The sequence below is a fragment of the Moheibacter stercoris genome (genome assembly GCF_040545805.1).
Classification (GTDB): Bacteria; Bacteroidota; Bacteroidia; order Flavobacteriales; family Weeksellaceae; genus Moheibacter; species Moheibacter stercoris.
Window position 1 is genome coordinate 24,223 of sequence record NZ_JBEPMO010000018.1, and the last position, 24,296, is coordinate 48,518.

A 24,296-nucleotide genomic window follows, 5' to 3' on the forward strand; every position below is an offset into this window, starting at 1 on the left:
TCTTAGAATTTCAAATTTACTATCTTTGCAATCCAAAATAATCGAGAGCAATGTTTCAAAGTTTACAGGATAAATTAGATAAAGCGTTACATACCCTAAAAGGGAAAGGTCAAATTACGGAAATCAACGTAGCAGAAACCATCAAAGAAGTTCGTAGAGCTTTGGTAGATGCCGACGTTTCCTACAAAGTTGCCAAAGATTTCACCGACAAAGTGAAAGAAAAAGCAATGGGCCAAAACGTAATCACCTCTTTGAATCCCAACCAATTGATGGTCAAAATCGTCCACGACGAATTGGCGGAATTAATGGGTGGAGAATTTTCTGACTTGAATGTATCTGAAAATCCAACGATTATTTTAATTGCGGGTCTTCAAGGTTCAGGGAAAACTACTTTCTCTGGAAAATTAGCGAATTACCTGAAAACTAAGAAAGGAAAAAATCCGATCTTGGTAGCAGGTGACGTATATCGTCCTGCGGCAATTGACCAGTTAAAGGTTTTGGGTGAACAAATCGGTGTTCCTGTTTATGCTGAAACCGAAAATAAAAATCCGGTTCAAATTGCTCAAAATGCAATGCAAGTTGCCAAAGAAGGCAAGCACAATGTGATCATCATCGATACCGCGGGTCGTTTAGCGATCGATGAAGCGATGATGAACGAAATTCGTCAAGTTCACCAAACCGTTCGTCCACACGAAACTTTATTCGTTGTTGACTCCATGACAGGTCAAGATGCGGTTAATACGGCAAAAGCTTTCAACGATGTTTTGGATTACAATGGGGTTGTTTTAACCAAATTGGATGGTGACACGCGTGGTGGTGCAGCTTTGACCATTCGTACCGTTGTTGATAAACCAATCAAATTTATCTCTACTGGTGAAAAAATGGAAGCCTTGGATATTTTCTATCCTGAACGTATGGCTGACCGTATTTTGGGAATGGGAGACGTTGTTTCCTTGGTGGAACGTGCGCAAGAGCAGTTCGACGAAGAAGAAGCAAAACGCTTACAAAAGAAAATTGCGAAAAATACCTTCGATTTTGACGATTTCTTGAAACAAATCCAACAAATCAAACGCATGGGAAACATGAAAGATTTGATGGGAATGATTCCGGGTGCTGGAAAAGCCTTGAAAGATGTGGAAATCGACGATAACGCTTTCAAAGGTGTAGAAGCGATCATCCATTCGATGACGCCGAAAGAAAGAAAAAATCCTCAAATCATCGATGCATCTCGCAAAAAGAGAATTGCCAATGGTTCTGGAACCTCCATTCAAGAAGTAAATCAATTGTTGAAACAATTCTCTGAAATGGGTAAAATGATGAAATTTATGCAATCTCCAGGTGGTCGTCAAATGATGCAAGCCATGGGAAAAAACATGCAAAATAAAGAAGGCTAATTTCAAATATTTCTTTGGTATTTAATTTTAGGTTGTCATCAATTTGATTGAGAATGAATCCAGCGAAATAGGTATTTCTATGGTTTAGAACTGTGAAATAATTTCATCCTAAATCAAAGAATTGACGTATAACGCTCTAAATCAGGACTTCCAATAAATTCAATTCCTAAAGGAAACCTATTAAATTTACAGTAAGACTTAGTATATTTGTTCTCTCTAAAAAATAGTTATGGAATATTTAGAATTTGAGCAACCCATCAAGGAACTTCAAGAGCAATTGGACAGTTGTAAAATTGTTGGAGAAGACAATGGTGTGGATGTAAAGCAGGCTTGCAAACAAATTGAAGTAGCAATAGAAGAATCCAAAAAGAAAATATATTCAAATTTAACCGCTTGGCAAAAAGTTCAATTGTCAAGACATCCATCAAGACCTTACACCCTTGATTATATCTACCATATGACCGAAGATACCTTCTTGGAATTGCATGGTGATCGTAATTTTGGAGATGACAAAGCGATGGTCGGTGGAATGGGAAAAATCAACGGTGTTCCATTTATGATCATCGGTCAACAAAAAGGGAAAAACACCAAAGAAAGACAATACCGTCGTTTTGGGATGCCCAATCCAGAAGGCTATAGAAAAGCTTTGCGTTTGATGAAAATCGCAGAAAAATTCAACATGCCAATTGTTACGTTGATGGACACTCCAGGAGCTTATCCAGGATTGGAAGCAGAAGAACGCGGACAAGGTGAAGCTATTGCAAAGAACATCTTCGAAATGATGAATTTGACTGTACCAGTCATCAGCATTGTGATTGGTGAAGGAGCTTCTGGTGGAGCTTTGGGAATCGGTGTTGGAAATAAAGTTTTCATGATGGAAAACACTTGGTATTCGGTGATTTCACCTGAGAACTGCTCGGCTATTCTTTGGAGATCTTGGGATTACAAAGAACAAGTGGCGAGTCAAATGAAAATGACGCCAAACGATATGTTGGGATTGAAAATTATTGACGGAATCATCAAAGAACCGCTTGGAGGAGCTCATTATGATCCAAGAAAAGCAGCGGAATCTTTGAAAGACCAAATCTGGAAATCCTATACGGAATTATCGAAATTATCGGCAGCTGAATTGAAAAAACAACGTCAAGACAAATTCTTGGCAATGGGTGAATTTGCTGGATAATTCAACGTATAAAACCACAAAAAGCCATCTTTTCAGATGGCTTTTTGCATTATTTGTATTCAGGTTTTAATTTGTTGTAAAACTTTTCAACGAATTTGTCGATTTTGGGTTTCACCACAACTGTACAATAGGGATTTTGTCCGCCATCGTTTTCGTAATAGTTTTGATGGTAATCTTCTGCCGGATAAAAAATTTCCAAAGGTTCAACCTGAGTTGTAAAACTTCCATCATATAAATCAGAAGCTTCGTATTGTTGAATCGATCTTTGCGCCATCAATTTTTGTTGCTCCGTTTCATAAAAAATTACCGAACGATATTGGGTTCCTACATCATTTCCTTGACGATTCAATTGTGTTGGATCGTGAACAGTCCAAAAAACATCCAACAATTCGTCAAACGAAATCATTTCTGGATCAAATTCAATTTGAACCACTTCTGCATGTCCTGTTGTTCCTTCGCAAACCTGCTTGTACGTTGGGTTTTCTACATGTCCTCCTGAATATCCTGAAGTAACTGATTCCACTCCTAAAAGCTGATCAAAAACCGCTTCAACACACCAAAAACATCCTCCACCGAATGTTGCTTTTTCAAAAGTATCACTGCTCATTTTTTCTATATTCAATTTTTTCGTTTTCAAATCTGTTGGTTGTTGACATGAAAAATTCAGTCCAATCATTGCTACGAATGTAAGGATTAGTTTGATTCGATACATCCCAAATGGATTTGTTTTCGTTTGAATTTTCATATAAGAAATTCCTTAAATTTAAATGAAATCTGACACCGATTGTCGTTATCAAACCTTATTTTTGAACTCCAAACCGATAGGCAACTATCTCTCAAAAATCACACCATGAATTGTCCTTGTTGTTCAGGAAAATCTTATTCCGATTGTTGTGAACCATTTCACATTGGGAAATCAACTGCTCCTACTGCAGAAATTTTGATGCGTTCTCGATATGCTGCATTTGCTTTGGTTTTGGAAGATTATCTTTGGGAAACCACTACACCTTTGGCGAGAAAATTTCATCCCAAACAAGAATACAAATCTTGGGCAATAGCGAACCAATGGCAAAAATTGGAAATCGTGAATACGCCTTCTTTTAATCAAGTGGAATTTAAAGCCTATTTTGTAGATGAAGATGGAGAAAATCAAATTCATCATGAACTTTCGAAATTCGAACGAATGGATGGAAAATGGTATTATGCATTCGGAACATTTCTAGACTAAAACGAACAGAATGAAAATTTTACATACAGCCGATTGGCATTTGGGAAAGCGACTGGACAGTTTTTCTAGATTGGAAGAACAAGTCAAGGTGATGAATGAAATCATTGAAATTGCTGACAACCAAAACGTAGACATGGTTTTGGTAGCGGGCGATTTGTTTGATAATTTCAATCCGAGTACAGAAGCAATCGAATTGTTCTACAAAACCTTGAAAAGATTGACCAACAATGGGAAAAGACCTGTAATTGCCATTGCCGGAAACCATGATTCCCCAAGCTTTATTGATGCTCCCGATCCTTTGGCGCGCGAATGTGGAATCATCTTGATTGGATATCCCAACGACAAAGTTCAACCCTTTGCCCTACCCGATTTTAAGATTTCGAAATCCGTAGAAGGTTTGATTGAACTTCAATTGGAAAATTGGAAATTTCCCGTTCGAATTATGCATACGGCTTATGCGAACGAAACTCGATTGAAACAATATTTAGGCGAAGAAAAAGAGGACGAACTCAATCGTGTTTTAGCCGAAAATTGGTCTGAAATCGCGACGGAACATTGTGATGAAAAGGGAATCAACCTTTTGATGGCGCATTTGTACATGAACAAACGTGGTACAGAACTTTTGGAAGAACCAGAAGGCGAAAAACCCATCAAAATTGGAAATGCCGACATGATTTATTCCGATGCCATTCCACCTCAAATCGATTATACCGCTTTGGGACATTTGCATGGATTTCGAAATATTGGAACCCCAGAAAAACCTGTGATTTATTCGTCTTCTCCTCTTTGCTATAGCTTTAGCGAAGCGGGAAAAACCAAATATGTTTCTTTGATTTCCATTGATGATAATCGGAATTTAAGTTTTGAAAAAATCCAACTAACCGAAGGAAAACCTTTGCATCGAAAAACGTTTCAAGATATTTCTGCTGCTTTGGAATGGTTAGCAGACAATCAAAATGCCTTGGTCGAATTGACGCTTGAATCGGAAACCTTTTTAAGTGCTGAAGATCGAAAAGCTTTGTACCAAACGCATCAAGGCATCATACATTTGATTCCAAAACTGAAAAATCAATCCGAAAATTCAACGGATTTGAAAGAAATCAATTTAAGCCAAGACCGACGTGAATTGTTTCGTGATTATTTCAAATCGAAACACGGAAACCAAGAACCCAACGAGGATATTTTGAATATGTTCAACGAAATTCTAAACGATTTAGCATGATTCCACTAAAATTAACCTTAGAAGGATTGTATTCCTACCAAGAAAGACAAACTATTGATTTCACCGAATTAACTCAAGCAGGATTATTTGGAATTTTTGGATCGGTCGGATCAGGAAAATCGTCCATTTTGGAAGCCATTTCTTATGCGCTTTATGGCGAAACCGAACGTTTGAATGCGCGCGACAAGCGTTCTTACAATATGTTGAACTTAAAATCGGATAAAGCGTACATTGAATTTGAATTTGAAAATCACGAAGGAAGAAAATTCAAAGCCACCAAAGAATTCAAACGAAATTCCAAGAATTTTGAAGACATCAAGACGCCCGTTTCGGTATTGTACGAAAAAATTAATGGCAAATGGATTCCTTTGGAATCTTCCAATGTAGAAGGAATTTTAGGACTGAGTTACGAGAATTTCAAGCGTACAATCATCATCCCACAAGGTCAATTCAAGGAATTTTTGGAATTGGGCGACACGGAAAGAACCCGAATGATGAAAGAAATTTTCAATCTTCATCAGTATGATTTACAGGATAAAGTCGCTCGTTTAAACAAGGAAAATACCGCTCAACTCAATCAACTTCAAGGTCAATTAATCGGTTTCGAAACGATTTCAGAGGAAATTATTTCGGAGCAAAAATTAAATTTAGGTGAACTTCAAAAAGAATTGGAGCAACAAGAAATCCGATTCAAGGAAGTTTCAGAACGTTTTCAATTCTTGAAAAATCTCCAATCCGATTTTGAATTATTGGAAAAAAAACGAGCAGAATTTTCACAAATTTCGACCAAAAAAGAAGAAATACTGCGTTTAGAGGAAAAATTAATCCACTACGAAAAAACGCATCAATTGTTTTTCAATTCTTTGCAACAAGCTGAATCTACCGAAAAAGAATCGCAGGCGAAAAAACTCGAATTAACTCAACAAAAGGAAGTTTTGACCCAAATCGAAACGGAAACAAAACTTGTTGAAGAAAAATTACATGCCCTTCAACCTGAATTTGAAAATCTCGATTTGCTGAAACGAAAGGAAATAGATTTTCAATTGATTGGAAAAATTAAAGAGCATTCTCAAAAAATTCAAGAACTGAAGTCCCGAATTGAAAAGGGATCGACATACGTTTCCGATCTGGAAAAACAATTGGAAGAGAAACAAAAACAGATAGAACAAAAAGAATCCGAAGCGGATAAATTCGCCAAAACATTGATTGATCCAAAGATTTTGTTGGAAATAAGCCAATGGTTTCAACGTCAAAATTCTTTGCTGGAAGATCAAAAGAAAATCGAAAAATTAAAAAAATCGGGATTGGAACGAATTCAAGCAGTTGAAAAAGAATTGAATGAAGAAGGAATTCAACTTGATTTGTATTATCTACAATCCGATGAATGGCTGGGACTTTGGGAAGAAAAAAGCAAGGAACTTGAATCCCAACGAGCGCATTTGGCCTTACAGGAAAAGTTGAGTGAATATTCGCAACAATTGGTAGAGGGCGAACCTTGCCCACTTTGCGGCTCATTGGATCATCCGCAGATTTTGGAAACGGAAAATGTTTCGGAACATCTTGCTTCTGTTTTAAAGGATATTTCGGAACATCAAAAATCCTATGAAAATTGGCGTAAAATCCGTGAAAAAGTAGAACAAGCCGAAACGAAAATTCGGGTTTATCATGAAGAAATCAATCGGTTGAACGAAGAAGCGCATCTAAACGAAACCCTGAGAAAGGCTCATTTGGATCAATTTCAATGGACAAATATTTTAAGTGCCAATTCTACCGAATTCGAATCAATTCAAAATCAACAAATTAAAACCTCTCAATTGATTCAAGAATTTCAATTGGAAATCAAAGAATTACGTACTAAAAACGAAGAAAATCGAACAAAATTAGACACTTATAAAAAATCGCTTGACGAATTTAAACAAGAAGAATCTACCAAATTGGGCGAAATCAATTCCTTGGTTTCCCAATTAAAAGAACTTCGTTTAGTGGATTTTGAAACATCTGAACTTTCAGAAATTCAATCAGAATTAGAATTTCATTCAAAAGAAATTTCACGAATCGAAAACAATTATACGGAACTTCAGAAATCTCAACAATCTCTCGTTCCTCGATTGTCTTCTCAAAAAACTTTGGTAGAAACTTCTGAAAAAAGAATTCAAGAAATTGAGTCGGAACAGCAAACAATTCAGCATCATATTCAGGAGAATTTAAAAATTTCCGCCTATGCCGATTTGGAACAAGTTCATCAAATTTTGGCAATGAACCTTAATGTAGAAACCACTCGAAAAGAAATTCAAGATTTCAAAATTGGTTTGGAAACCCTTATAAATTCGATTAAAGAATTGGAAGTAAAATTAGCTGGAAAATCTTTGAGCGCAGAAGAATTTGAAGCTGAAAAACTAAAACTTCAAGAAGTTGAAATCGCTAAAAAAACGGCCACAGAAGAAGTTGCCAAACAAACAGCGGAAATCAGCCGTTTGGAAAAAGAATTTGCTACCAAAGCGGGATTATTAAAAGAATTGGCGCAACTTCAAAAACGGGAAGAAAACCTCAAAACGATGTTCAATTTGTTCAAAGGAGCGGGTTTTGTGCAATATGTTTCCTCTATCTATTTGCGTCAATTGTGCGACAATGCCAATGTGCGTTTCCACCGAATGACGCGCAATCAATTGAGTTTGCAACTTAACGAAAACAATAATTTTGAAATTATTGACTATTTGAACGAAGGTCGAAGTCGCAGTGTCAAGACTTTATCGGGCGGACAAGCCTTTCAAGCCTCTTTGAGTTTGGCGTTGGCTTTGGCAGAAAGTGTTCAATCTCAAGCGAAATCGGAGAAAAATTTCTTCTTCATTGACGAAGGATTTGGAACCCAAGACAGTGATTCGGTCAACATTGTGTTTGAAACTTTGACCAGTTTGCAAAAAGAAAACCGAATTGTTGGAATCATTTCGCACGTAGAAGAACTTAAGGAACGAATTCCAATGGCTTTATCCATCCGCAAAGACGAACAACGCGGTAGTTTGATTGAAGTACTTTAGTCCAAAACAACCTGATAAACATCGGTTTGATTGCGTGGAATGTTAGGAACATGAAAAGCTCCTGGCGCAGGAATGATTTCCATTAAATCAAAGGACAAACAAGATTTGGGCAACCCTTTGAAATACAAAGAAAATCGCATGGTTACTCCTTCTGGAATTCGCGTCCAAACGGGATACATGGTGATTCCATCTGCGTAAACCAACGGATATTTCAATCCCGTTGCATTGTCAACCAAATATGTTGTAGGCCAAATTCGTGCAAAGTTCTCTTCTGGAATTGGCGAAATTTCACAATGAACAATCACTTGTGACTCCTCCTCTATTTCGGCCAATAATTCGGGATCGATGAAAATTTCTTCTTGGATATCCGTTTCGATCATTTTTTTGCAATTTTTTCGATGTACAATTCTTCTACTTCCTTTCGCGCCCAATCTGTTTTGCGTAAAAATTTCAGCGAAGATTTCAAACTTGGATTCTCATTGAAACATTTGATCTTGATTTGTCTACCCAAACCTTCCCATCCGCCATAATACAAAACCAAAGCTTCGATGATCTCATCCAATCTTTTTCCGTGCAGCGGATTGTTTTTTTGTTCCATTGGGCAAATTTAAATCAAATTTTAAGAGTTAGTTCAAAAGAAAATGCGCGAATTCAGCAAAAATTATACCCTAGTAATTTCATCTTTGTTAATTATGCTTAATTTTGTAGCATTAGTTGAATAATTATGAAGAACTATACTATTAAGGAAATATTAGAAAAAGGAAAGACAATCGCGTTACAAGAAGTAACGGTTCAAGGATGGGTTCGCGCATTTAGAAGCAACCGTTTTATCGCCTTAAACGATGGGTCTACCATTAAAAATATACAAATTGTTGTGGATTTCGAATCTTTTGATGAAGAGCTATTAAAGAAAATTAGTACGGCTGCTTCCTTAAAAGTTAGAGGAGAAATCGTAGAAAGTCAAGGAGCTGGACAAGAAATTGAAGTTATTGCCAAAACGATTGAGATTTTGGGTGAAGCCAATCCAGACGAAATTCAAGCAACAATTTTACAACCAAAACAACATAGCCTAGAAAAATTAAGAGAGCAAGCACATTTGCGTTTTAGAACCAATACGTTTGCTGCTATTATGCGTGTTCGCAATAGTTTGATGTTTGCGATTCACCAATATTTCAATGAGCAAGGATTTGTGTATGTCAATACACCGATTATTACCGGATCTGATGCTGAAGGTGCAGGTGAAATGTTCTCTGTAACTTCTTTGGATATGGACAATTTGCCAAAAGATGAAGAAGGAAAAGTTGATTATAGCAAAGATTTCTTTGGAAAACATACCAATTTAACGGTTTCAGGACAGTTAAATGGTGAAGTTGCGGCAATGGGATTGGGTAAAATTTACACCTTTGGTCCTACTTTCCGTGCTGAAAACTCCAATACAACACGGCACTTAGCAGAATTCTGGATGATTGAACCCGAAATGGCGTTCTACAATTTGGATATGAATATGGACTTAGCGGAAGATTTATTGAAATATGTCATTCGTTATGCCTTAAAAAATTGCCCAGATGATATGCAGTTCTTAGCAGAACGTTTTGACAAGGAACAAACGCAAAAACCTGCAAACGAACGTTCAGAATTGAGTTTGATGGATCGTTTGGATTATGTATTGAACAACCAATTCATTCGATTGACCTATACCGAAGCGATTGATATTTTGATGAAATCCAAACACAACCAAAAAGGAAAATTCCAATATCCGGTTGAGGGTTGGGGAACTGATTTACAATCGGAACACGAACGTTATTTGGTAGAAAAACATTTCAAAACACCTGTAATTTTATTTGATTATCCAGCAGAAATCAAAGCATTTTATATGCGATTGAATGAAGATGGAAAAACAGTTCGTGCGATGGACATCTTATTCCCTGGAATTGGAGAAATCGTAGGTGGATCTCAACGTGAAGAACGTTTGGATGTTTTGGATCAAAAAATTGAACAATTCGGCATCCATGCAGAAGATATGTGGTGGTACCGTGACACAAGAAGATTCGGAACCGTTCCACACAGTGGATTTGGATTGGGTCTTGAAAGATTGGTATTGTTTGTAACGGGTATGGGAAATATTCGCGATGTCATTCCATTCCCAAGAACACCTAAAAACGCAGAATTCTAACTATATTTAAACTATGTTAAAGCAGGAATTAAATTTAAAACTTCAACAAAAGTTATCGCCTCAACAAATCCAATTGATGAAATTGGTTCAATTGCCCACGATCGCATTTGAACAAAGAATCAAACAGGAAATGGAGGAAAATCCTGCTTTGGAAGAAGGAAGTGAATCACATGATGATGAATATGGAGAATCCAATGAATGGGATTCTGACGAATACAATGATGACAACAATTCCATCGATACGAGCGACATCAATATAGATGAATATTTGAGTGATGATGAAATTCCGAATTATAAAACCTATACCAATAATTATAGCGATGACGATGAAGAGCGTTCTGTTCCCTATGCGCAAGGAATAAGCTTTTTGGATTATTTGGAGGAGCAATTGTCCATGTATCGTTTGGATGAAGAGGAATTTGTCATAGCGGAATTCATTATCGGGAACATGGATGATGACGGATATATTCGTCGAGATTTGCAAGCGATTGTTGATGATTTGGCATTTACCCAAAACATTTACACCGATAAAAATGAGGTTGAACATCTTTTAACGAAATACATTCAGAAATTAGATCCTGTAGGAGTTGGTGCGAGAGATTTGCAAGAATGTTTGAAAATCCAATTGGAAAACAAACAACCTCAAAATGAAACGACGGAACTTGCCCTTGATCTGATTACGAAATCCTTTGAAGCTTTTACCAAAAAGCATTACAAGCGATTGATGTTGAAACATGATGTGACGGAAGATCAACTCAAGGCAGCTGTTTCAGAGATCGAAAAATTAAATCCAAAACCCGGAAAATCTTTTTCTGGAAATACGAAAGAGGTAGAGCATATCACCCCCGATTTCACTATCAAAATTGTCGATGGCGAATTGGAATTAACCATCAACGGAAGAAATGTTCCAGAGTTGCGTGTGTCCAATTCTTACGCAGAAATGTTGGATACCTACAAAAACACAGAAAAGAAATCAACGGAGCAAAAAGAAGCTGTCATGTTTGTGAAACAGAAACTAGATGCTGCGAAATGGTTTATTGATGCTGTTACCCAAAGACGAAACACCTTGATGTATACCATGTCTGCTATTATGGAGTTCCAAGAAGAATACTTCTTAACGGGAGACGAAACGAAAATCAAACCAATGATTTTAAAAGACATTGCCGACAAAATAGGAATGGACATTTCGACGGTTTCTCGTGTGGCCAATAGCAAATATGTTAACACTCCTTACGGAACTTTCTTAATCAAAGATTTATTTTCAGAAAGTTTAACCAATGAAGAAGGTGAAGAAGTTTCGACAAGAGAAATCAAAAGAATATTGCAAGATGTGATTGGTGAAGAGGATAAAAAGAAACCTTTGACCGATGAAAAGCTGACTGAAATTTTGAAGGAAAAAGGGTATCCGATTGCGAGAAGAACGATTGCGAAATATCGGGAGCAGTTGAACATTCCGGTTGCGCGTTTACGCAAAGAAATCTAAACTCCCCTTAAAGTTTAGATTCTTCTTTAGTTTATACAGTTACCAATTTATTCATAACAGCAACTTTCACCATTTGAGCAGTATTTTTCACATCCAATTTTGCCAATAAATTTCTTCTATGGGTTTCGGCTGTATGCATACTGATGAATAATTCTTCGGATATCTCTTTGGTGTTTTTACCATTACAGATCAAACAAAGAATTTCTTTTTCTCTTTTGGTCAAACCATATAGTTCTTGAAAATGATTGATATCATCCTCGTACATCTGCGTTGCAAATGGTTGGTTGAAGTTCTTGTCAATTTGACAAAATTGCCCAATAACTAATTTTTGAAATTTTGGAGCAAGAGCCTTATTTCCTTTTATAATGTCTCGCATAAAATCAACAAAATCTTTGGGATTTATGTCTTTATTGGCGACTCCAGTAAAGCCCAAATTATACAATAGCTTTAAATGATGGTAGTCAATTGCCCTAACCAATAATACTGATTTTAATGTAGGATTACTTTTGAGCAAGTTCAACAACATTAAATTGTTTTTTTCGCTACGAAAAGATTCATCATAAATTAAAATTTGAGTTGATTTTTCATCTTGATTCCAATCAAGTTGAAATAAATCTTCGGGACATAAAATACATATCGTTTTTGCATTTGAGTTTATTTGGGAAAGAATCAGGCTTTCAATACCTTTTAACAACATGGGGTTTTCTATTGCTAAATAGATGAAAAGATTTCTGTCCATATTTTATTTTAAGAGTTAGTAGAATTTTTATTACGGGAAAAGCCTCGTCTTGTGAAATTCTCACATTGGTCTATTGTTTTAGAGAGTAAGGTTTTTGAGTCTATTTCATTGGCACATAAATTTTTAAGTTATTGTAAAGTTAAGCATTTAACTCAGAACTTGGAAAATTTATAACTAGTTTTCTGTATCACGGAAAATGAGTATTTTTTTAAAAACCACTATTTCCCATGATAAATATCAGTTTACATAGGTATAGCTTTGCAGTACTAACTAAAATTTTATAATCATGAAAAAATTATTTTTAAGTACAGCTGCACTAGTTATCGCATCTGTAGGATTTGCTCAAAGCAACAGTGACAACACCCAACAATGGGGTAATGGAAACAGCGCTGTTGTAAGCCAAGATGGTATGAGCAATGTAAACTCTATTATGCAAGTTGGAGATTCTAACATTGCAGAAACTACTCAGTGGGGTGTTGCTAACATTAACGATACTGATAGTTATGGAAACTCCAATGAGGCATATGTAGACCAATGGGGATTTGGAAATGAAAACATTACTTACCAGGATGGTGATGGAAACTATGCAATAGTTGATCAAGACGGCACCGATAACTTCAACATCCAAGAGCAATTCGGAAATGGTAATGAGGCTGAGTCAACGCAAAATGGAACTGACAATTTTGCTTACCAATATCAAGATGGTTCTATCAACTGGGCTGTAAACTCACAGGGAGGAAATGCAAATACTGCGTATCAAGTACAATTAGGTTTTTGGAACTGGGCATTTAATACACAAACAGGATCTGGCAACTATGCTGTTCAATACCAAGATGGTGACATTCATACTGCTACAAATGTTCAGTCTGGAGATAACAACTTAACATACCAATACCAATATGGTCAATGGCATAGTGCGAATGATCAAACCTATGGTAATGACAACTATGTTGACGTTTTACAAACAGGTACATCACACTCTCACACTGGATTACAGTTCGGAGACAACAACTCAATGATTATTACTCAACAAGACTAATCATCTAACTTAACAGCATAGATTCCCCCCAATCTATCTAAAAGTACACTTATAGAGCTGTCCTATTATTTACCACTAAAATGGGGGAGGTAAATTTATAGGACAGTTCTTTTTAAATTCATTTCATTATGAAAACCTTATTTATACTTACCGCCTCCTTGATAGTGGGAATTTCCCATGGTCAGGAAATCTCTGAAAGAGACTTAATTCAGTTTATCTCAAATAATTCTGGATTAAATATTACCCAAGTCATCCAAGTAGGTAATTTTAACCATGCTGATGTTGCTGCAAATAGTATCAATGTAGTCCAAGCAGGCACCAATCAAGAATTTTATTTTCAAGAATCTTCCCATAATCCTTCTAATATTAATGTAGAAATGAAAGGGACCAATAATTATTTGGAAATTCTGGGAAGCAATTCGATAATGGAAAACATGAAAATAAATTTAGATGGAGATTATAGAAGTATCATCATAAACAACTACCCATGAAACTCTTTTTATTTTGGCTAATTCTAATCAGTTTGCCCCCATTCGGCTTGTCTCAAGAATCTAATGATAATTTAATTATCGCTAGTATCGAAACCGAAACCGATGAAAATGGAATTACCTTTATTCCAATAGTTCAAAATAAATCCCTACTTCACAATGAGTTTAATTATTTATTTCTAGTGAAGAAAACAGATGAGAAAAATAATGTATCCATCAATAAACAATCAGGAAAATTTACTCTTACCCCAGACGAGACAAAAAAATTATCGACTATCCATTTAAACAATTCCCCTAAATTAAACTTAAAAGCACTTCTTTACATACGAGACGAAAATCAAAATCTACTCATCGCAAAAGATTCTTTGGAAATAAAATCCATTGAAACAACTTCAACCGAAAAGGAAATGAACCTAATGCCGCTCGGCATTTTAGTAGATGATACCAAAACTAAATTTGGAAAAGACTATTATGATAGCTTTTTCACAGCCTATAATCAACTTCCTCAAAAATTTGATTTCATTGTTCAAGTTTCCGAATTACCCTATCGTGGACAAACAAGCGTCATCAATGTTTATGCTGAAAATGAAATGATCTATGAATTTTTTAGCCGACCCGACGAGGAATATATCAAATATCAAGTTTCGCAAACTTTAAAATCCCTCAGCCAATTGGCTCAAAGTAAAAGCTTAAAGAACGAATTTAAATACTAAAACGCTACCGTCATGAAAACACTATTAATTACCATACTCTTATGCATTTTAAGTCAATTTAGCAATGCACAACAATTATCTTACACGCCTATCAATCCAGCATTTGGAGGCAGTTACTTGAATTACTCCTGGTTATTATCCTCTGCCAATGCGCAAAATTCATTTGATGATAATAAAACTAACTTGTTATCCCAAAGTTTACTGGGTAGCTTTTCTGATTCCTTAAAACGACAAATATTGAATCAGTTAACCCGCTCACTTTTAAACCAAGGCGGTGAAGGAGGTGCAGAAGAAGAGACCATTGAAATTGGAGGATTGATCATCACCATAGAAAATACCCGAACTGGGTCTATTATAACCATCATTGATTCCGAAACTGGAGAAACCACGGAAATCATTCTATAAATTCTACATCATGAAAACCCCCATTTATTTATTTTGTATTAGTGTTATACTATTGCTTTTTCAAAGCTGTGGTATATTTTTGATTCCCCCAGCAAATGTGGATCTAAAGTCCAATGTTGGAGAACCAACCGCAACCGGATTGGATTTTCGTAATTTACCCAAACCAAAAGAAGAAGTCATAGTCGGTGTCTATAAATTTAGAGACCAAACGGGTCAATATAAGGCTTCAGAAATGGGCTCAAACTGGAGTACAGCTGTACCTCAAGGTTTAACCACCATTCTGATCAAATCTTTGGAAGATAGCAAATGGTTCATCCCAATCGAACGAGAAAACATAGGAAACCTTTTAAATGAAAGGCAAATCATCCGTACCACAAGACAAGAATATTCCCAAAATAACCAAGTTACACCTTTACCACCTCTCCTATTTGCTGGAATCATCTTAGAAGGAGGTGTAATTTCCTATGATACCAATGTATTGACAGGTGGTGCAGGTGCAAGATATTTTGGTATCGGCGGTTCAACTCAATACCGTCAAGACAGAATTACTGTTTATTTACGAGCTGTTTCCACCAATAGTGGAAAGATTCTCAAAACGGTTTACACATCCAAAACCATTCTTTCTCATGCCATCAATGCCAGCATGTTTCGATATGTCGATTTTGAAAGGCTAATGGAAGCCGAAGTGGGAATCACAAACAACGAACCTGTTCATATGGCCGTTACAGAAGCCATCAATAAAGCTGTGTATATGTTAATTTTAGAGGGAATTCAATCCAAATTATGGGAAACTGAATCCAGTGAAATGGCCGTAGCCGATAGCCTTATGAAACAATATGAACAAGAAATTAAACTAATTGATAAACAAGTCGTTGGAAAAGGCGAATGGGAAAAAGGAAGAAGATCTACCTTATCAGCTGGATTAGCCATGACTTTTAACACAATGAAGGGAGATTTCGCTTCCTCCACGATGAGACCTGGCGGTATAGGAAATGTCAAATACCAGTTTGCTGATTATTTTAATACCTATTTAGCATTTGGCTACCAAGAATTAGGCTCCAAGGAAAACTACCGTTCGACCTATTCTATATATGAAGCAAATTTAGAATACTTAGTTCTACCCTATAATAATTTCACCCCATTCTTTCATGGTGGCGCAGGCTTAATAACAGATTCCAACGGACCAGACAAAAACCCGAAATTCAAGGTTCAATTTGGCGGCGGACTAGAATACCTTGCATCACCCGCAATTGGTGTAAGAGCTTTCGGAACCTACCATATGGGATTTGACGATGATTGGGATCAATTGGTTTCTGGTAAGCGTGACGATCATTTCCTACAAGTTGGACTTGGATTACAATTCTATTTCGGAAAAAGACAAATTAAATAACCCCCACTTATTATGAAAACAATACATATTCTATCTATATTTCTTTTTTTGCTATTTGGATGTAGCGAAGATTTGGTTGAAAGCAATGCAAAAGGAACTATCAAAGGATCTGTTCGTATTGATCTTACAAATGAACCCTTAGAAAATGTCAAAATCACGACAACCCCTTCTACCTTGACAGTTTATACAGATGAAAATGGAGAATTTGAAATTTCAGGAGAAGTTCCACTTGGGGATTATACTATAAAAGCTGAATTGGACGGTTATCTCACAGAGGTTGAGGCTGTCAATTTAACCCAATACAACCAAACCATTACTGTTGTGATTGAAATGGTCACTGACGAAACATTGAATACACCTCCAACAACACCCATCCTAATTTCACCTACCAATTTAGCAACAGACCTCCCAAGAGATCTCACCTTAATTTGGGTAAGTACAGATGTTGATGAGGATAGCCTTACGTATCGAGTAAAACTTACAAATAATTCCACCAATCAAATAGTAGAGTTTGAAGAAATTATAGGAAATAATTTAGAGGTAGAAGATTTGGATTTTGGCACAACTTACACCTGGCAAGTGATTGTTTCAGACGGAATAAATCCTGAAGTGTTTAGTGAATCAAGTCAATTTACCATCAAAGCAGATCCGGAATATCGTCACCAATTCGTTCGTTTAGAAAACGGCAATTATGTTGTTTATTCCACGAATTTAGACGAAACCATCCCAATCACCAATTCCACTACTTCGAGTTGGCGACCGCATAAAAACAATGTAGCGCAAAAATTAGCCTTTTTACAATCGATTGGAGGACAAACTCATTTGGTCACTTCCCATTTAAATGGAAGCAATTTCCATCAGGTTAGTCAAATTCCCTTAAATGGTTTCAGACAAGAACAATTGGATTTTGCCTGGAAAACAGATGGAAGCCAATTTATTTTTCCAAGTTTTGACAAATTATACAAAATCAATTATGACGGAACTGGCCAACATCAAATTTATCAAACATCCGATGGGCAATTCATTACCAAAGTTGCTTGGAGTTATGATAGTTCCAAAATTGCCATCACGACGAATAATCTGATGGGTTACGAAGCGAAAATCATCCTACTTGACAGCAATGGAAACTTTCTCGAAACGATTGTAGAAAATCAACAAGGAGCAATTGGAACACTAGATTTCAACATTACAGGTACGCAATTGCTTTACACTCACGATATTTCTGGATATCAAGATGCTCAATACAGACAATTGGACACACACATCTTTTTGTATGATTTTGGTACTCAAAATACAACGGATTTATCACTAGTATCAGAAAAACCAATTGGAACCATTGATATTGACGCAAGATTTTCTCCTGATAACGGATCCATTATTTTCACCAATACACCCAACGATATGATTTCCATAAAATCTGTTTATAGTATTTCTTTGGATGATTTAGAAGAACGAAATCTTCTTATTTACAATGCAGAAATGCCAGATTACGAATAAAATCCAACCTTATTTTTTACTCAAAGAAAGCATCGGATTGAAAGATTTGATGCTTTTTTTTACAATTTAAATCCGACTTCATTTTTCACTTCATTGATGACGAAAATACTATGACTACTTCCAATGCACGAAATAGTCGTCAATTTATTCACCATAAAATCTCGGTACACATCCATATTGGGAAAGGTCATTTTTAAAATATAATCGTAATCTCCACTCACATGAAAGCATTCATGCACTTCGATCAATTTAGAAATCTGACGTTCAAATAAGGCAATATTTTCCTGCGAATGCTTTTCTAATTTGATATGCGAATAAACCATCAATTCTCTTCCTAATTTCTTTCGATCCAAAATCGCAGAATATTTCTTAATAATGCCCAAACGCTCCAATTTCTTGATTCGTTCATAAATAGCCGTCGTAGACAAATTCAATCGAATGGAAAGTTCCTTATGGGTTAATTTTGAATTTTCCTGCAATAAATTCACCAAGTTTTTATCAATTTCATCCATCACCAATAATTTAAGTAAAAATCCAAATTTCAGTATAATTTTAGAATATTATTCTATAAACTAAATTTTTTAATCATAATTATTCTAATTATTAATAATTCAATTGATTTTTAATCTTAACAAAACTTATTTTGCTTTTGATCTCAAAAATTAAATAAATAAAATATGAACACACACAAACCCGCAGACAGAATTCAAGATTTACAATATTTCGGAGAATTTGGTGGCGTAAACCCATCAATTACAGACTCTTCAACTTATACCTTCTTATCGGCTAAAACCATGTTTGACACCTTTGAAGGAAATGCTGAAGGCTGTTATTTGTATTCGCGTCATTCTACACCGAGCAATTTGTATTTAGGCGAAGCTTTGGCAGCAATGGAAAACACAGAATCCGCAAATGTTGCAGCATCCGGAATGGGTGCTATTACTTCTGTTCTATTGCAATTATGTGGGAGCGGAGATGAAATTATTTCAAGTAGAACCATTTACGGAGGAACTTATGCCTTCATGAAAAATTTCCTTCCAAAATTGAAAATCGATACCAAGTTTGTGGACATCACCAATTTGGAATCGGTGGAAGCTGTTATTAATTCCAACACCAAAGTATTGTACTGTGAAACTTTAAGCAATCCTCTTTTGGAAATTGCTGACATCGAAGCCTTATCAAAAATCGCCAAAAAACAAAATTTGAAATTGGTTGTGGATAATACGTTTTCTCCTTTGATGGTTTCTCCTAAAAATTTGGGAGCAGATGTTGTAATTCATAGTTTAACCAAATTCATCAATGGAAGTAGTGATGCTGTTGGAGGTGTAATTTGTGGAACCCAAGAATTCATCAATGATTTACGCAATGTCAATGACGGAGCTTGCATGCTTTTAGGCCCAACCATGGACAGTTTACGTGCGGCAAGCATTTTAAAAAACATGCGCACCTTACACATCCGCATGAAACAACACAGCCGAAATGCTCAATTCTTGGCAGAATCATTCCAAAAGGATGGATTAAGAGTAGTTTACCCAGGATTGAAAGATCATCCAGGACACGAAACCTTCAAAAGAATGTACAACGAAGATTATGGATTTGGAGGAATGATGACCCTTGACGTTGGTTCTTTGGACAAAGCCAATGAATTAATGGAAATGATGCAAATGCAAAACTTAGGATACTTGGCAGTTAGTTTAGGATTCTACAAAACCTTATTTAGCGCACCAGGAACTTCAACTTCAAGTGAAATCCCAATGGAAGAACAAAAAGAAATGGGCTTATCAGACGGATTGATTCGTTTTTCAATAGGTTTAGATGATGACATCCAACGTACTTATGAAAAGATGAAAGAATGCATGAATAGTTTAAACATTTTAAAATAATTTGTAATTCGATAGAAACTGCGTAATTTTGCGCCATACAAATTGGGAGGATGGATTTGTCTGATTGCAACCTCGTTAAAAATTGCTAAAGCAGGAAGCTTCTATCAATCATCGACTCCCCATAAATAATAACTATCTATGCCTTATTTATTTACATCAGAATCCGTTTCTGAAGGACATCCAGACAAGATTGCAGATCAAATTTCTGACGCTTTAATTGATAACTTTTTAGCGTACGACCCTACTTCAAAAGTAGCTTGTGAAACCTTGGTTACAACTGGTCAGGTAGTTTTAGCGGGAGAGGTTAAGTCCCAAGCTTATTTAGATGTTCAAAACATTGCAAGAGGAGTAATCAACAAAATTGGTTATACGAAGAGTGAATACATGTTTAATGGTGATTCTTGTGGGGTTATTTCTGCTATTCATGAACAATCTCCCGATATCAATCAAGGAGTTGACCGTGTAGTGAGTTCCGAAAATTTTGAAGAAAAAGCAAATGCTCAGGGTGCAGGAGACCAAGGAATGATGTTTGGGTATGCGACCAATGAAACAGAGAATTACATGCCGTTGGCGTTGGATTTGGCGCATTCTATTTTGAAAGAACTTGCTGATTTACGCAGAGAAAATGATGCCATCAAATATTTACGTCCCGATGCGAAATCTCAAGTTACGATTGAATATTCAGATGATCACAAACCGATTAGAATTGATTCCATCGTTGTTTCAACTCAACATGATGAATTTGGCGCTGAAGAAGCGATGTTGGCTAGAATCAGAAAAGACATCATCGACATTTTGATTCCACGTGTATTTGCGAAGCAAAAAGCTGAAATCAAAAATTTGTTCAACGATCAAATCAAATACCACATCAATCCAACTGGAAAATTTGTAATCGGTGGTCCACACGGAGATACAGGTTTAACGGGTCGTAAGATCATTGTGGATACTTATGGTGGAAAAGGTGCTCACGGAGGTGGTGCTTTTAGTGGGAAAGATCCATCCAAAGTGGATAGAAGTGCTGCTTATGCTACACGTCATATTGCCAAGAATTTAGTAGCAGCTGGTGTTGCTGACGAAGTTTTGGTTCAAGTATCTTATGCAATTGGTGTTGCTAAACCATGTGGTTTATACATCAATACGTACGGAACTTCTAAATTATCAATCAACGATGGTGAATTAGCAGAAAGAGTTCAAAAAATATTTGATCTTCGTCCGTATGCAATTGAGCAAAACTTGAAATTGAGAAATCCAATCTACCAAGAAACCGCTTCTTATGGTCATATGGGTAGAGAGTCTTATGTTGCAAACAAAACCTTTAACGCAGGTCAACCTAACGAACTTACCATTGAGAATTTAGAATTCTTTACATGGGAGAAATTGGATTATGTAGACAAAATCAAAGCTGAATTCGGATTGTAAGAAATTCAAATTCTACAAAATACCAAAGCCAGATGAATTAAATCATCTGGCTTTATTTTTGCATTTTCTTCACATAATTAGTCAGATTAATTGACGAAATTTGCACCCTCAAATCCAAAATATTGAAAAATACCTTTTTCATTTTATTCTTCTTAGTAAGTTTTCACATCCTCCATTCACAAGTCACCATTACTTCAACCAAAGATTTAAGTATTTGTGATGAAAATGCTGATGGACAGATTTCTATACCTTTATCAGAATTACAAAATTACGCATTAGATGTCTTGTCGGAATTCAATGAATCACCCGAAATATACCTGACGCAAGCTTACTCTGGAATTATTAAGATCACCAATCTTTATGATAACAATCCCCAAATTCAAAACGTATGTTTGAATTCTGGCGGCGGTGGCGGATATTACGATATCGCGATCAACAGCAACAAAGAAATTTTTGTCGTTCGAAATGCTAGCTATTTACAAAAAGTCAACATCACAAATAGCGGATGTCAATTTCAAAACATCTCCCAAATCCACGCCAATGGACAAAGTGTATTAGCGCTTTCTTTTGATCATTTGGATAATTTGTATGAAGGCGGATGGACAAGTGCTGTCTACAGAGCAAATGCCAACGATTTAACGAATTTTCAGCTTTGGCATGACTTCGGAGAAGGTAGAGCTGCTGGCGACTTTGTTCAAATTGGAGATTTTATGTATGTTGCTTGGACCATGCCTGGAGGCGTTGATTTCCTTTACAAGGTAACATTAGGCCCAAACAATGAATACCTAAGCCATGTGAACTTAGGAATGATTGACGCAGGAACTTTTGGACTTGCAGCGGAATACGGGAAACTTTACGGGAACACGGTTGATTATTTATACGAAATCGATTTAGAAACCATGCAAACCCAGGTTATCAAATCAAGACCTGGCGTTGCCAATACGTCCAATCATTGGTGGGGAGCCGCAGGATGGCACGAAGCTCTGAATTTGGAAATCTCCTACCATCGTGAACAAAACCATGCCGAAAATGGCTCCAATCCTTTAAGCAACCCATTCACCAATGACGCCAACCCCATCGATTGGGTGTACGTACGTGTACATGAAGCAACCGAAAACAAAACCTACGTCATTCCCATTCGAATCACAATAACCACCGCGCCAAACGCAACCAACACAAGCCTATCAAGCTGTGCCGATTTCGAAACAGGTTTAGCTAGTTTCGACTTAACAGAAGCTGAACCAATCATCAACGGAGGAAGCGTCGATTACACCTATTTCGAAAGCTTAGAAGATTTAGAGAATAATCAAAATCCATTACCACTAACCTACTCTACGACAATAAATAAAACCATTTATGTTAAAGTATCAAATGAAGCGCCTGGATGTTATAATATCGCTGAATTAAACTTGATTGTGAATGCTTTGGACATCGATTACGAACCGACGGTTGCCTTTTGTACAGGAAATACCGCTATTCTATCTGTTCCAAATAATTTCGTCTCGTATCAGTGGAGTGGATTAACAGGAAATGATTTAAATCAAGACTTAAATTCAAACCAAGTAATTATTTCAAATTTAGGGATTTACGAAGTTATCGTATTAGATGAAAACGGATGTGAATTTAGAATTCCATTCGAAGCAGTTCAAGGAAGTGGCCCTATCATTACAGACGTAAAAAATAACGGAAATTCCATCGCCGTGAATGTGAGTCCTTCTGGGATTTACGAATATTCCTTAGATGGAGTGTTCTGGCAAAGCTCTCCAACTTTCTACAACATTGAAGTAAACGATTACGATATACATGTACGAGATTTGAACGGATGTTATGCCGATGTTTATAAATTCACCTATTTCTTTGTTCCGAATTTTATTTCACCCAATGGAGATGGAATCAATGACGAATGGGTCATCAGAGGAATTCAACAATATCCTGATGCGAAAATTCAGATTTTTGATCGTTATGGAAAATTATTTGCAGATCGTAAACCATCAACCAAAGGATTAATCTGGGACGGGAAATATCTGGGCAATCCTGTTCCTTCTGGAACCTATTGGTATGTTATTACTTTAAACGATAAACAGAAATTAACGGGTTATATCACCGTGAAAAATTAAATCGGTACATTAGTTGATTAGGAACATCAAAACACAAACATGAAAAAAACAATCTTTACACTAGCCATACTTCCTGCATTCTTTTCGCTAAACAGCTGTGCAGAATTGCAAACAATCGCTTCACAAATTCCCATGGAAACTGGTTCTGGAACTGGAATTGGCGGAGTTTCTAGTATGAGAATAGCCGATGGTCTGAAACAAGCTTTGGAATTTGGTGTGAATGAAGGAGTTGAAAAATTGGGTAAAAAAGATGGATTTTTTGGCAATAGTTTGACCAAAATTCTTCTTCCTCAAGAATTGCAAAAAGTAGATCAAACCTTACGAAATATTGGTTTGGGTAGTTTGGCCGATGAAGGAATTAGACTATTGAACCGAGCTGCAGAAGATGCAGTTTCGGAAGCTACCCCAATTTTCAAAAATGCAATTATGTCCATGACCTTCAACGATGCGAAAGGAATTTTATTGGGAAATGATACTGCAGCTACTTCCTATTTACAAAATAGAACATCGACTCAATTGTTCACTTCATTTGAACCAAAAGTGAAAAATTCCTTGGGTAAAGTGGGTGCCGATAAAATTTGGACCAATATCATGACTCAATACAACAATTTCACAGGACAAACCGTAACGACTGATTTGAATAAATATGTAACGGAACAAGCAATCAATAGCGTATTCAAAATGGTTGCCCAAAAAGAGCAAGGAATTCGTAATAATATTGGTTTGAGAACAACTCCTTTGTTACAAGAAGTGTTCAAATTGCAAGATAAATAGACCAATTTACTAGAAATAGAAGAGGCTGTCTCAAAAGTGAGATAGCCTTTTTTATAAATAAAAAAAGGAAAGCCAAAGCTTTCCCAATTGAAGCAATTTTAGTAAATTGCTTTG

At 36.3% G+C, this 24,296-nt stretch carries 22 protein-coding genes; 17 read left to right on the top strand and 5 right to left on the bottom strand.

Going from position 1 to position 24,296, the window contains the following annotated elements:
• Positions 1-50: 50 nt before the first annotated feature.
• Together ffh and ABID46_RS11590 are read left to right on the top strand one after the other, a co-directional pair.
• A complete protein-coding gene (ffh, locus tag ABID46_RS11585) occupies positions 51-1,394 on the top strand; it encodes a signal recognition particle protein (RefSeq protein ID WP_354510264.1) in 1,344 nt (447 codons plus the stop codon).
• Positions 1,395-1,623: 229 nt separating this feature from the next.
• Positions 1,624-2,577, top strand: a complete 954-nt coding sequence (locus ABID46_RS11590; protein WP_354510266.1) for an acetyl-CoA carboxylase carboxyltransferase subunit alpha — start codon at positions 1,624-1,626, stop codon at positions 2,575-2,577.
• A gap of 49 nt (positions 2,578-2,626) precedes the next feature.
• On the opposite strand, the gene msrA is transcribed toward ABID46_RS11590, so the two are convergent.
• Positions 2,627-3,322 carry a peptide-methionine (S)-S-oxide reductase MsrA gene (gene msrA / locus ABID46_RS11595; RefSeq protein ID WP_354510268.1) on the bottom strand — a complete coding sequence of 232 codons (696 nt, stop codon included), beginning with the start codon at positions 3,320-3,322 and terminating at the stop codon, positions 2,627-2,629.
• A 105-nt stretch (positions 3,323-3,427) separates the two neighbouring features.
• Here msrA and ABID46_RS11600 point away from each other — a divergent pair, with 105 nt between their 5' ends.
• Genes ABID46_RS11600 through ABID46_RS11610 form a run of 3 tightly spaced genes read left to right on the top strand, consistent with a single transcriptional unit; the run spans position 3,428 to position 8,062 of the window.
• On the top strand, positions 3,428-3,805 hold the full coding sequence (locus tag ABID46_RS11600) for a YchJ family protein (protein WP_354510270.1): 378 nt from the start codon (positions 3,428-3,430) through the stop codon (positions 3,803-3,805).
• Between the two features lie 10 nt (positions 3,806-3,815).
• The gene (locus tag ABID46_RS11605; protein ID WP_354510272.1) at positions 3,816-5,027 is read left to right on the top strand and encodes a metallophosphoesterase family protein; all 1,212 of its coding nucleotides are present in this window, start codon (positions 3,816-3,818) and stop codon (positions 5,025-5,027) included.
• On the top strand, positions 5,024-8,062 hold the full coding sequence (locus tag ABID46_RS11610; RefSeq protein ID WP_354510274.1) for an AAA family ATPase: 3,039 nt from the start codon (positions 5,024-5,026) through the stop codon (positions 8,060-8,062). Before ABID46_RS11605 ends, ABID46_RS11610 begins: the two co-directional genes overlap by 4 nt.
• Here ABID46_RS11610 and ABID46_RS11615 read toward each other — a convergent pair.
• Positions 8,059-8,442: a hypothetical protein gene (locus ABID46_RS11615; protein WP_354510276.1), complete on the bottom strand. Its 384-nt coding sequence runs from the start codon at positions 8,440-8,442 to the stop codon at positions 8,059-8,061. The genes ABID46_RS11610 and ABID46_RS11615 overlap by 4 nt on opposite strands.
• Entirely contained in the window at positions 8,439-8,660 is a 222-nt protein-coding gene (locus ABID46_RS11620) for a VF530 family protein (protein WP_354510278.1), read from the bottom strand. Before ABID46_RS11620 ends, ABID46_RS11615 begins: the two co-directional genes overlap by 4 nt.
• A gap of 126 nt (positions 8,661-8,786) precedes the next feature.
• On the opposite strand from ABID46_RS11620, the gene asnS reads away from it, so the two are divergent.
• Together asnS and rpoN are read left to right on the top strand one after the other, a co-directional pair.
• Complete coding sequence (gene asnS, locus ABID46_RS11625) at positions 8,787-10,235, top strand: asparagine--tRNA ligase (protein ID WP_354510280.1); 1,449 nt, start codon at positions 8,787-8,789, stop codon at positions 10,233-10,235.
• 13 nt (positions 10,236-10,248) lie between these two features.
• Complete coding sequence (rpoN, locus tag ABID46_RS11630; RefSeq protein WP_354510282.1) at positions 10,249-11,718, top strand: RNA polymerase factor sigma-54; 1,470 nt, start codon at positions 10,249-10,251, stop codon at positions 11,716-11,718.
• Between the two features lie 31 nt (positions 11,719-11,749).
• Here the strand turns inward: rpoN and ABID46_RS11635 are convergent, their stop codons facing one another.
• The gene (locus ABID46_RS11635; protein WP_354510283.1) at positions 11,750-12,457 is read right to left on the bottom strand and encodes a LuxR C-terminal-related transcriptional regulator; all 708 of its coding nucleotides are present in this window, start codon (positions 12,455-12,457) and stop codon (positions 11,750-11,752) included.
• Positions 12,458-12,866: 409 nt separating this feature from the next.
• Here ABID46_RS11635 and ABID46_RS11640 point away from each other — a divergent pair, with 409 nt between their 5' ends.
• The 6 genes from ABID46_RS11640 to ABID46_RS11665 all read left to right on the top strand — a co-directional run bounded on the left by ABID46_RS11640 (position 12,867) and on the right by ABID46_RS11665 (position 17,989).
• Positions 12,867-13,496 carry a hypothetical protein gene (locus tag ABID46_RS11640; RefSeq protein ID WP_354510285.1) on the top strand — a complete coding sequence of 210 codons (630 nt, stop codon included), beginning with the start codon at positions 12,867-12,869 and terminating at the stop codon, positions 13,494-13,496.
• Positions 13,497-13,624: 128 nt separating this feature from the next.
• Complete coding sequence (locus ABID46_RS11645; protein ID WP_354510287.1) at positions 13,625-13,987, top strand: hypothetical protein; 363 nt, start codon at positions 13,625-13,627, stop codon at positions 13,985-13,987.
• Complete coding sequence (locus ABID46_RS11650; RefSeq protein WP_354510289.1) at positions 13,984-14,697, top strand: CsgE family curli-type amyloid fiber assembly protein; 714 nt, start codon at positions 13,984-13,986, stop codon at positions 14,695-14,697. The genes ABID46_RS11645 and ABID46_RS11650 overlap by 4 nt, the downstream gene beginning before the upstream one ends.
• A 12-nt stretch (positions 14,698-14,709) precedes the next feature.
• Entirely contained in the window at positions 14,710-15,102 is a 393-nt protein-coding gene (locus ABID46_RS11655; RefSeq protein WP_354510291.1) for a curli assembly protein CsgF, read from the top strand.
• Between the two features lie 79 nt (positions 15,103-15,181).
• Positions 15,182-16,492, top strand: coding sequence for a CsgG/HfaB family protein (locus tag ABID46_RS11660; RefSeq protein ID WP_354510293.1), 1,311 nt, complete (start codon positions 15,182-15,184; stop codon positions 16,490-16,492).
• 12 nt (positions 16,493-16,504) lie between these two features.
• Positions 16,505-17,989: a carboxypeptidase regulatory-like domain-containing protein gene (locus ABID46_RS11665; RefSeq protein ID WP_354510295.1), complete on the top strand. Its 1,485-nt coding sequence runs from the start codon at positions 16,505-16,507 to the stop codon at positions 17,987-17,989.
• A gap of 59 nt (positions 17,990-18,048) precedes the next feature.
• Here ABID46_RS11665 and ABID46_RS11670 read toward each other — a convergent pair whose 3' ends face one another.
• Positions 18,049-18,501 carry an Lrp/AsnC family transcriptional regulator gene (locus tag ABID46_RS11670; RefSeq protein ID WP_354510297.1) on the bottom strand — a complete coding sequence of 151 codons (453 nt, stop codon included), beginning with the start codon at positions 18,499-18,501 and terminating at the stop codon, positions 18,049-18,051.
• Between the two features lie 165 nt (positions 18,502-18,666).
• On the opposite strand from ABID46_RS11670, the gene ABID46_RS11675 reads away from it, so the two are divergent.
• From ABID46_RS11675 to ABID46_RS11690, 4 genes are all read left to right on the top strand, one after another.
• A complete protein-coding gene (locus tag ABID46_RS11675) occupies positions 18,667-19,872 on the top strand; it encodes an aminotransferase class I/II-fold pyridoxal phosphate-dependent enzyme (RefSeq protein ID WP_354510299.1) in 1,206 nt (401 codons plus the stop codon).
• A 138-nt stretch (positions 19,873-20,010) separates the two neighbouring features.
• The gene (metK, locus tag ABID46_RS11680; RefSeq protein ID WP_354510301.1) at positions 20,011-21,291 is read left to right on the top strand and encodes a methionine adenosyltransferase; all 1,281 of its coding nucleotides are present in this window, start codon (positions 20,011-20,013) and stop codon (positions 21,289-21,291) included.
• Positions 21,292-21,413: 122 nt separating this feature from the next.
• On the top strand, positions 21,414-23,408 hold the full coding sequence (locus ABID46_RS11685; RefSeq protein ID WP_354510303.1) for a T9SS type B sorting domain-containing protein: 1,995 nt from the start codon (positions 21,414-21,416) through the stop codon (positions 23,406-23,408).
• 39 nt (positions 23,409-23,447) lie between these two features.
• Entirely contained in the window at positions 23,448-24,182 is a 735-nt protein-coding gene (locus ABID46_RS11690; protein WP_354510305.1) for a DUF4197 domain-containing protein, read from the top strand.
• The last annotated feature ends 114 nt before the right edge of the window (positions 24,183-24,296 follow it).

What these genes read in the sequence shown, in the direction of transcription:
- ffh (WP_354510264.1), top strand. Translation starts at nt 51, where the DNA reads ATGTTTCAAAGTTTACAGGATAAATTAGATAAAGCGTTACATACCCTA.
- ABID46_RS11590 (WP_354510266.1), top strand. Translation starts at nt 1,624, where the DNA reads ATGGAATATTTAGAATTTGAGCAACCCATCAAGGAACTTCAAGAGCAA.
- msrA (WP_354510268.1), bottom strand. Translation starts at nt 3,322, where the DNA reads ATGAAAATTCAAACGAAAACAAATCCATTTGGGATGTATCGAATCAAA.
- ABID46_RS11600 (WP_354510270.1), top strand. Translation starts at nt 3,428, where the DNA reads ATGAATTGTCCTTGTTGTTCAGGAAAATCTTATTCCGATTGTTGTGAA.
- ABID46_RS11605 (WP_354510272.1), top strand. Translation starts at nt 3,816, where the DNA reads ATGAAAATTTTACATACAGCCGATTGGCATTTGGGAAAGCGACTGGAC.
- ABID46_RS11610 (WP_354510274.1), top strand. Translation starts at nt 5,024, where the DNA reads ATGATTCCACTAAAATTAACCTTAGAAGGATTGTATTCCTACCAAGAA.
- ABID46_RS11615 (WP_354510276.1), bottom strand. Translation starts at nt 8,442, where the DNA reads ATGATCGAAACGGATATCCAAGAAGAAATTTTCATCGATCCCGAATTA.
- ABID46_RS11620 (WP_354510278.1), bottom strand. Translation starts at nt 8,660, where the DNA reads ATGGAACAAAAAAACAATCCGCTGCACGGAAAAAGATTGGATGAGATC.
- asnS (WP_354510280.1), top strand. Translation starts at nt 8,787, where the DNA reads ATGAAGAACTATACTATTAAGGAAATATTAGAAAAAGGAAAGACAATC.
- rpoN (WP_354510282.1), top strand. Translation starts at nt 10,249, where the DNA reads ATGTTAAAGCAGGAATTAAATTTAAAACTTCAACAAAAGTTATCGCCT.
- ABID46_RS11635 (WP_354510283.1), bottom strand. Translation starts at nt 12,457, where the DNA reads ATGGACAGAAATCTTTTCATCTATTTAGCAATAGAAAACCCCATGTTG.
- ABID46_RS11640 (WP_354510285.1), top strand. Translation starts at nt 12,867, where the DNA reads ATGAGCAATGTAAACTCTATTATGCAAGTTGGAGATTCTAACATTGCA.
- ABID46_RS11645 (WP_354510287.1), top strand. Translation starts at nt 13,625, where the DNA reads ATGAAAACCTTATTTATACTTACCGCCTCCTTGATAGTGGGAATTTCC.
- ABID46_RS11650 (WP_354510289.1), top strand. Translation starts at nt 13,984, where the DNA reads ATGAAACTCTTTTTATTTTGGCTAATTCTAATCAGTTTGCCCCCATTC.
- ABID46_RS11655 (WP_354510291.1), top strand. Translation starts at nt 14,710, where the DNA reads ATGAAAACACTATTAATTACCATACTCTTATGCATTTTAAGTCAATTT.
- ABID46_RS11665 (WP_354510295.1), top strand. Translation starts at nt 16,505, where the DNA reads ATGAAAACAATACATATTCTATCTATATTTCTTTTTTTGCTATTTGGA.
- ABID46_RS11670 (WP_354510297.1), bottom strand. Translation starts at nt 18,501, where the DNA reads ATGGATGAAATTGATAAAAACTTGGTGAATTTATTGCAGGAAAATTCA.
- ABID46_RS11675 (WP_354510299.1), top strand. Translation starts at nt 18,667, where the DNA reads ATGAACACACACAAACCCGCAGACAGAATTCAAGATTTACAATATTTC.
- metK (WP_354510301.1), top strand. Translation starts at nt 20,011, where the DNA reads ATGCCTTATTTATTTACATCAGAATCCGTTTCTGAAGGACATCCAGAC.
- ABID46_RS11690 (WP_354510305.1), top strand. Translation starts at nt 23,448, where the DNA reads ATGAAAAAAACAATCTTTACACTAGCCATACTTCCTGCATTCTTTTCG.